This is a genomic window from Hungatella sp. (assembly GCF_046966825.1).
This window is the reverse complement of the sequence record NZ_JBKVCZ010000214.1, coordinates 1-7,036: the sequence shown is the minus strand read 5'-3', so window position 1 is coordinate 7,036 and position 7,036 is coordinate 1. Positions and strand designations below refer to the sequence as shown.

Sequence of the window (7,036 nt, the reverse complement as noted above, 5' to 3'; positions counted from 1 at the left end):
TGTATCAGAGACTCCTTCTTTCCAGAATCAGAGAGTATTACCAGAATATGCCGGGCATTCCATCGAACGTGAAAGAGGGAGACTCTCCTCTTCATCCGGTGAGTGAAGACAGCACAGAGGGAGGCGCTTATCTGGTGCGCCTCGACAAGCGTCTGCTTACGAAGGAAGAACGCCTGGGAATCTGTGAGACCTTAATCAACCGCAATTATGTCGAGGAAGCCTTCGATATGATACGGGAATTCGGCTGCGAGGAGATTCAGAGCAAGCGGCTTTTAAAGCTGTGTACCAAGATGATTCTTCAGAATCTTTTTGATGAAGATCCGCTGCTTCTCCACCTGTCGTACCGCGTATTTCTGGAAGGCATGAGCGACAGCGTCATTCTGGATTACCTCTGCGAGCACTACAACGGTCTGACGAATCAGATGTACCGCATACTCCTGCAGGGCATTTCCGAGCATGTGGAGACGTATGATCTTGAGGAGCGTCTGGTCGCACAGATGATGTTTTCCGGATGCACGGAAACCATAGACCGGGTATTCAGCCTCTATATGAACAAAAAGAAGACGAGTGACAACATCGTCCGGGCATATTTTACAATTAAGAGCTCGGAGTATTTCCTTGATGACAAGACTCCGGATGACAAGGTTTTCGCCTATCTGGAAGGCGCGGTCAACGGCTCCGCAGACAAAGAGAGGATACCGACGATCTATCTGCTGGCTCTGACCAAATACTATTCCGAGCTTTCCTCGCTGGAAGAGGAGCAGAAGGAGCTGTTAAAGATCACGACAGCGGTTCTCCTGGAGGCGGGACTGGTATTCCCGTATTTCAAGAAGCTGGCGAAATACGTTCCCATGCCGGAGGATATCATGGACAAGGCCATGATCCAGTATCATTCAGACAGGAACGCGCGGATCGATTTTGAGGTCCGGATTCTGCCGGATGAGGAGGAATACCACTGCGAGGATATTGGAAGGACGTACCAGGGGATTTTCGTAAAGAAGAAGGTCCTTTTTGAAGGGGAAATCATGGAGTACCGGATCAGTGAACTGGAAGACGGCAAGTGGGTGCTGAAAAAAGAAGGAAGCGTCAGCTGTGACGCTGCATCGGCGGCCGGTGATTCGGAAAGCAGATTTGCCTGTTTAAATGAAATGAGCCTGTGTCTGAGTTTAAAGGACGAAGAAGGGCTCAAAAAACGGATGCGGGAGTATTTAACAAAGAATGCTGCCGCGGAAGAATTATTTCCACTGATGTAGATAAGGGGATTGTCGATGGACGGATTGATAATTGGACTTGATTTATGTGATGCCTATACCAGGCTGTGCTGTCACGAACGTGAAAAGACGTGGTGCCTGCCGACGGTCATCTGCCGGAAGAAGGATGATGACGAGTGGTATGTGGGGGAAGAAGCTTACGCATACACCCTGGTGGGGGAAGGCATTATCGTAGACAAGCTTATAAAGATGGTCATGAAGGACGGTACCGCCACGCTGGGAGGCGTGAAATACGAGGGCACCACCCTGCTTAAGATCTATCTAAAGAAAATACTGGCGCTGGCCAGGGAGGAATTTTTCTCCGATGAGGTAAAGGAGCTGGTGATCACACTGGAAAAGGTGGAGGTCAAGCTGATGGACGCGCTGATGTACTGTGCGGATTACTTAGAGATACCCAGGGACCGGGTGCACATCATCAGCCATACGGAAGGCTTTGTCTACTACGTTCTGAGCCAGAAGAAGGAAGTATGGAACAATCAGGTAGCGGTCTTTGATTTATCAGAGGATTCGCTCCATTACCACGAATTAAAGGTTCAGCGCGGGATGAAGCAGATGACTGTGGTGGCCGAGGATGAGGCGCTGGAGGAGAGCTTTAATCTCGATATTTTGAATACCCCTTCCGGCGGAAAGCTGGCGGATAAGATCCTCAGTTCCTGTGCGGAGCGGCTGCTATCCAAGAAACTGTTTTCTTCCATTTTCCTGACAGGAAAAGGCTTTGAGCGGCAGGACTGGGCGGGAGATTTCATGAAGCTTCTCTGTTCCAGGCGAAAGGTCTACATGGACCAGGAGCTGTTTGCCAGGGGCGCCGCTTTTAAGGGCATGGATTACCTCCATGAAAAGACGTCTTACCCCTTTATCTGTGTCTGCGAGGGGCGGCTTCATTCGACGATTTCGATGAAGGTGCTGCACAAGAACCGAGAGAGCCAGCTGATCGTGGCGGCTGCCGGTGACAACTGGTATGAGTCGAGAAGCAGTGTGGATTTGATCGTGGATAACCAGGACTACGTAGAGTTTTTAGTAACCCCCATGGATCCGAAGCAGAAAAAACTGGTAAAGATTCCGCTCGAGGGATTCCCGAAACGGCCGGAGAGAACGACGCGTGTGGGGATCAGCGTGGGATTTTTAGATGAGAAGACGATGGCGGTGGTGCTTAAGGACAAGGGCTTTGGAGAACTGTTCCCGGCCTCAGACGCCGTAGTCAGACAAGAGGTCATGATATGAGCCTGATACTATGCCGGCAGGAGCCGGTAAAACATCCTTTTTATTTCGAGGGCCTGGGAGTCCATCTTTATTCCTCCCAGGAGCTTTGCTATGTGATCTACCATAATCCGCTTCTGGTACTGGATGATTTCGTGGATGACCATCTGATCGAATTCATCCGCGGCGAGCTGGAGATGGGCTTTATGGCGGCCAAGCTGGAAAAATGGCAGCAGAGCGGAGAAGACACCGATGAGCTCCTGTTTTTAATCCTGACGGAATGTGACTACTACAACGCAGCCGAAATCAAACATTTCCGTCAAAAGATCGAAAACTACAGAAAAATGACCCCGCCCGAATTCGCCAAAGCTAAAGCCGACTACCTCTTCACGAGAAAGCAGTACGGCAAAGCCGTAGCAGAATACGAAGGAATCTTAGAGATGCCAAAGGAGTCTTCAACAGACGACGCCTTTTTTGCGAAGATATACAACAATCTGGGAGCTTCCTATGCGCGTTTATTTTCCATGGAGAAGGCCTATCGGGCGTATCAGAAGTCGTTTGATTTAGCAAAGAGCGGAGACGTATTAAAGCGAATCTATTATTTATCCAAATGGAACCCCAATCTGGTATTAAAAGACAGATACCGCACATTGATTACGGAAGATGTAAAAGCGGTATGGGATGAAGATATGAAGAAGGCAGAAGAAGCGGCGCAGAAGGTGGAAAGCTTAGAAAAATTAGACGAACTATTCTTAAAAGATCCGATTAAAAGAATGAAAGGTGCTTCCGAACTGGTCAAAGGCTGGAAGGGAGAGTACCGAAACATGATATAAGCACTGAGCAGTGCGAAAAAAGACATCGGCAAATTTACGTTGTGCTAGCACAAAAGTAAATTTGCCGATGTCTTTTTTCATAGGGCGAACGCCCGTCAGCGAGATGGAGCGAAGCGGAATCGAGCGGCCACTGCGGGCCAGCGGGCAGCACGATCAATTTCATATAAACAGGGCAGTTCTCTCTTGACATCTTCTCTGCCATCAACTATTATATAGATAATCGATATATATAGATCACCTATATAAAAACTCAAAAAAAAGAAAGTGAGGTACCCCCATGCCCATCGACAAAAGCCTGATCTCAGGCAGTACCACCATGCTTCTTCTAAAACTTCTAACAGAAAAAGACATGTACGGATATGAGATGATAGAAAATCTGCGGAAGAAATCCAACGACGTATTCGAACTGAAGGCGGGAACCCTGTATCCCCTCCTGCATTCCCTGGAACAGAAGGGATATTTGACTTCCTATGAAGAGGACGCTTCCGGAAAGGTACGCAAGTATTACAGCATCACCGGAGAGGGAAAGCGTTACCTGAAAGGGAAGGAAGAGGAGTGGAAGCAATATGCCGGAGCAGTATCCGGAGTACTAGCACTGCATTGCATAAATCCCTGCGCTATAGTACCAGCTATCTACGCCAGGAGCACGCCCACGAAGCTAGACGTAGGGTCCACTACGCCGTCGCTTCGCGGACGCACACCTGACGCAGATATCAGGCACTATAACTCAGCTATTTATGCAACGCAGTACTAGGAGGTGCCGTCTATGGAACTGTCTGAATATCTCGATACCGTATCGGAGCAGATCCGCTGTAAAAAGGCCAGGATCATGGTCAGGGAGGAGCTGGAAAACCATGTGCAGGAACAGTCTGATGCCTATGAGGCTGATGGCATGACGCCTTCTGAGGCGAAGAGAGAGGCGGTCCGCCAGATGGGAGATCCCATAGAGACGGGAACTGCCCTGAACCGGATTCACCGGCCGCATCTGGAGTGGAAATTCCTCATTCTGGTGCTTCTGTTAAGCGCGTTAGGCCTCGCGCTTCAGTATATGACATGCTATACCGGACTGTTCGGCGGCATTTCCGGCGATCTTGCAGACTATTTCTGGAAACGTCAGTGCTTTTTTACTGTCGCGGGACTCGCGGTTCTTGCCGCAGTCTATATCGTCGATTACACGATACTTGGCCGGTATCCCCTCCTTCTGTGGTTTGGTTACTTCGCTGTCATATTTATCATTGCAAATACACACGTCGTAATCATGGGGAAAGTGAGAATCTATAATTATCTGACTCTGTTCCTGCCTCTCTATGCGGGAGTGCTTTATAGATTCCGGACAAAGGGATACGGAGCGGTAGCTGTCTGCTATCTCTTAAGCTTCATGCCGTTTTTCATGGGACTGAAGACGATAATGGTACATGGGAGTCTGGAGCTCGCCGGCGGCTGTTTCCTGCTTCTGCTTATTGCCGTATGGAAAGGATTCTTCCATGTCAAAAAGGCCCGGACCATAGCAGCTCTTATTGCCGTACCTGTGCTCACCCTCCTCCTTCTTTACTGGAAGGGAACGGACCTGGGAGTATTGCATACGTACCAGATGATCAGGCTTCAGTCCATTTTCGGCCCGGATATGCTTCATTACAACTCCAATGGAGGGATTATTCCCTATCTTCAGGAGTCTGTCTCCAGTTTTCAAATGTTTGGCTCATCGGCAGCACCTGTGCCGAAGGCAATGAAGTTTTTAAACTGCGACTACGTTGTTTTCTTTGTTTTTGCCAAATACGGTATTGTGGCCGGAACCGCCATGCTGTGCATACTTGCCGCCACGGCGGTGAAGGCGTTTTCCATATCGTGGAGACAGAAGAACCGCCTTGGGTTTCTCGTCGGAACGGCGTGCTCCGTGGTTCTGACAATTCAGATGATTGTCTATGTGGCGGCCAACTTCGGCGTACCGCTGGTAGAGCCCATGACGATTCCGTTTCTGTCATACGGAGGGCAGAGTACCCTGGTGAATTACATATTGCTCGGACTGATTCTCAGCGTCTACAGAAACAAGGATATTGTTTCCGAAAGACATGGAACCCGGGGAAAATGGAAAATACGGCTGGAACGGCTGGAATCGTAAGTGGAAAAAAGTGACATGTTATGATACACTAAGGCGTATAGAACCTGAACGGCGATACAGAAAACGAAACGTTCAGACAGGAGGACGCTATGGGTGATAATATATGGCAGAACGTATTTCAGGAGATATTTAAAAAGAACTTGGAGCTTATGAAACAGGAACCGGAAGCTGCGGGGCTCAATGCGCTGTTTGACCGTGCAGGAGCGTATGAACAGCTGACGATCGGAGAGGTGCGGCTAAAGACCGGCAGGATCGAGATTGGAGATCCGCTCTGCTACATAAATACGAAATATTCCTGTACGCTGGAGGAGACGGTGGAGCCGGGGAGCTATCCGGTATCGCTGTCAGTGATTGATCATCCGGTCTTTGGATTCCGCTTCCTGGCGGCGAAACTGGACGTGAACGGAAAGACGCCGGTCCGCTATGAACTGGCCATGCCTCAGGGCTATACGATTGAAGATAAAGATAAACCGGGAGTATTTGCCATGTTCGGTGTGGATACGGGTCTGGCCTGTATCTGTGACAGGGCTGTATCTGTCGTTTACGATGATTTTATAAAAGAGTGGCGCGGGGAGAATCCGGACAAAAATCTCTATGACGACTGCTTTGCGGAGGCCATGAAGGCTTATGCCGAACAGTATCCCCGATATCAGAGGGAGGACGGCGATTATATGGACTGGTGTCCGCCGGGAAGCGATGAAAACCTGATTCTCTTTACCAGTGGTTTCGGAGACGGTGCGTACAGCGGTTACTGGGGGTTTGACGAAAATGGGGACAAGGCGTGTCTAGTGATCCGTTTTATCGACCCGGAGGCCTACGACGTTCCCATGCCGGAGCTTCCGCGGCGTAAGAAGTTCTTCATGAAGGCGGAAGAGATAAAGCCGCTGCTGGAGAGCGGCCAGTTTGGAATCGCCACCGATAAGATTATGGTGGAAGGCGCCAAAGTGGGCTATATGGTACGTAATGAGCCGCAGGAGGAACACCCGGAGGACAGTGGATGGATATTCTATGAGGGATCGGAAGACCGGGAATACTGCGAGGACAGCGGGCATTTCGGACTCTATGATCTGAATACGGTGGCAAACTATGATCCCGATATCATTCCGCTGCTTGACGCCCCCGCGGGCATGGCATTTTTCCGCGGTGACGATGGGGAATTCTATGTGGATGCCGGTGTGAACGGAGGGAATTGAGAATAGAGAAATGACCAGAACTTTTCGGCACCTGATTCACAGGGGTTGACAAATGCTGAAAAAACCTCTATGATATCACCATAAAGAAAAAAGGTAATGAAGAAGAGGAGTACGTTCATAACCCTGACAGAGAAAACCATTCACCGGCTGAAAGATGGTTAAGGAAGTGTGTGCGGAAGGTAGCTTTGGAACCGGAGTGCTGAAATACGGTGGTGTTCAGTAGGCGCTCACGCGTGGTTTGCGTTAAAGACCGTGAGAGCTGTGGCGCAGACTGCCGCAGGAAAAAAGGTGGTACCGCGGATTGTTCGCCCTTTGCATGGAATACATGCAGAGGGCTTTTTTTTATTTCACAGGAAGTTCGGTCTATGAATAAAAACCCTCCGGGAGGATGCGCACTCCGCGCTAAGGAAGTATGGCCGCTGA

The 7,036-nt window shown here is 49.6% G+C and carries 5 protein-coding genes, 1 pseudogene and 1 other annotated feature; all 6 genes and pseudogenes read left to right on the top strand.

Annotation, left to right across the window (positions count from 1 at the left end):
- A partial coding sequence (locus ACLTD4_RS32255; protein ID WP_412331895.1) for a DUF5717 family protein occupies positions 1-1,253 on the top strand: 1,253 nt, incomplete at its 5' end.
- 15 nt (positions 1,254-1,268) lie between these two features.
- Entirely contained in the window at positions 1,269-2,492 is a 1,224-nt protein-coding gene (locus ACLTD4_RS32250) for a DUF5716 family protein (RefSeq protein ID WP_055657187.1), read from the top strand.
- Positions 2,489-3,301: a hypothetical protein gene (locus tag ACLTD4_RS32245; RefSeq protein ID WP_117621648.1), complete on the top strand. Its 813-nt coding sequence runs from the start codon at positions 2,489-2,491 to the stop codon at positions 3,299-3,301. The genes ACLTD4_RS32250 and ACLTD4_RS32245 overlap by 4 nt, the downstream gene beginning before the upstream one ends.
- A 277-nt stretch (positions 3,302-3,578) precedes the next feature.
- Positions 3,579-3,905, top strand: a pseudogene (locus tag ACLTD4_RS32240) (PadR family transcriptional regulator); the annotation flags it as partial.
- 162 nt (positions 3,906-4,067) lie between these two features.
- A complete protein-coding gene (locus ACLTD4_RS32235) occupies positions 4,068-5,420 on the top strand; it encodes a permease prefix domain 1-containing protein (protein ID WP_117621650.1) in 1,353 nt (450 codons plus the stop codon).
- 89 nt (positions 5,421-5,509) lie between these two features.
- Positions 5,510-6,613: a DUF2185 domain-containing protein gene (locus ACLTD4_RS32230; protein ID WP_117621651.1), complete on the top strand. Its 1,104-nt coding sequence runs from the start codon at positions 5,510-5,512 to the stop codon at positions 6,611-6,613.
- 87 nt (positions 6,614-6,700) lie between these two features.
- Positions 6,701-6,929, top strand: a binding site (T-box leader).
- Positions 6,930-7,036 lie beyond the last annotated feature (107 nt).

Bases quoted from the DNA above. Each gene is read 5' to 3' on its own strand.
- ACLTD4_RS32250 (WP_055657187.1), top strand. From the start codon at position 1,269: ATGGACGGATTGATAATTGGACTTGATTTATGTGATGCCTATACCAGG.
- ACLTD4_RS32245 (WP_117621648.1), top strand. From the start codon at position 2,489: ATGAGCCTGATACTATGCCGGCAGGAGCCGGTAAAACATCCTTTTTAT.
- ACLTD4_RS32235 (WP_117621650.1), top strand. From the start codon at position 4,068: ATGGAACTGTCTGAATATCTCGATACCGTATCGGAGCAGATCCGCTGT.
- ACLTD4_RS32230 (WP_117621651.1), top strand. From the start codon at position 5,510: ATGGGTGATAATATATGGCAGAACGTATTTCAGGAGATATTTAAAAAG.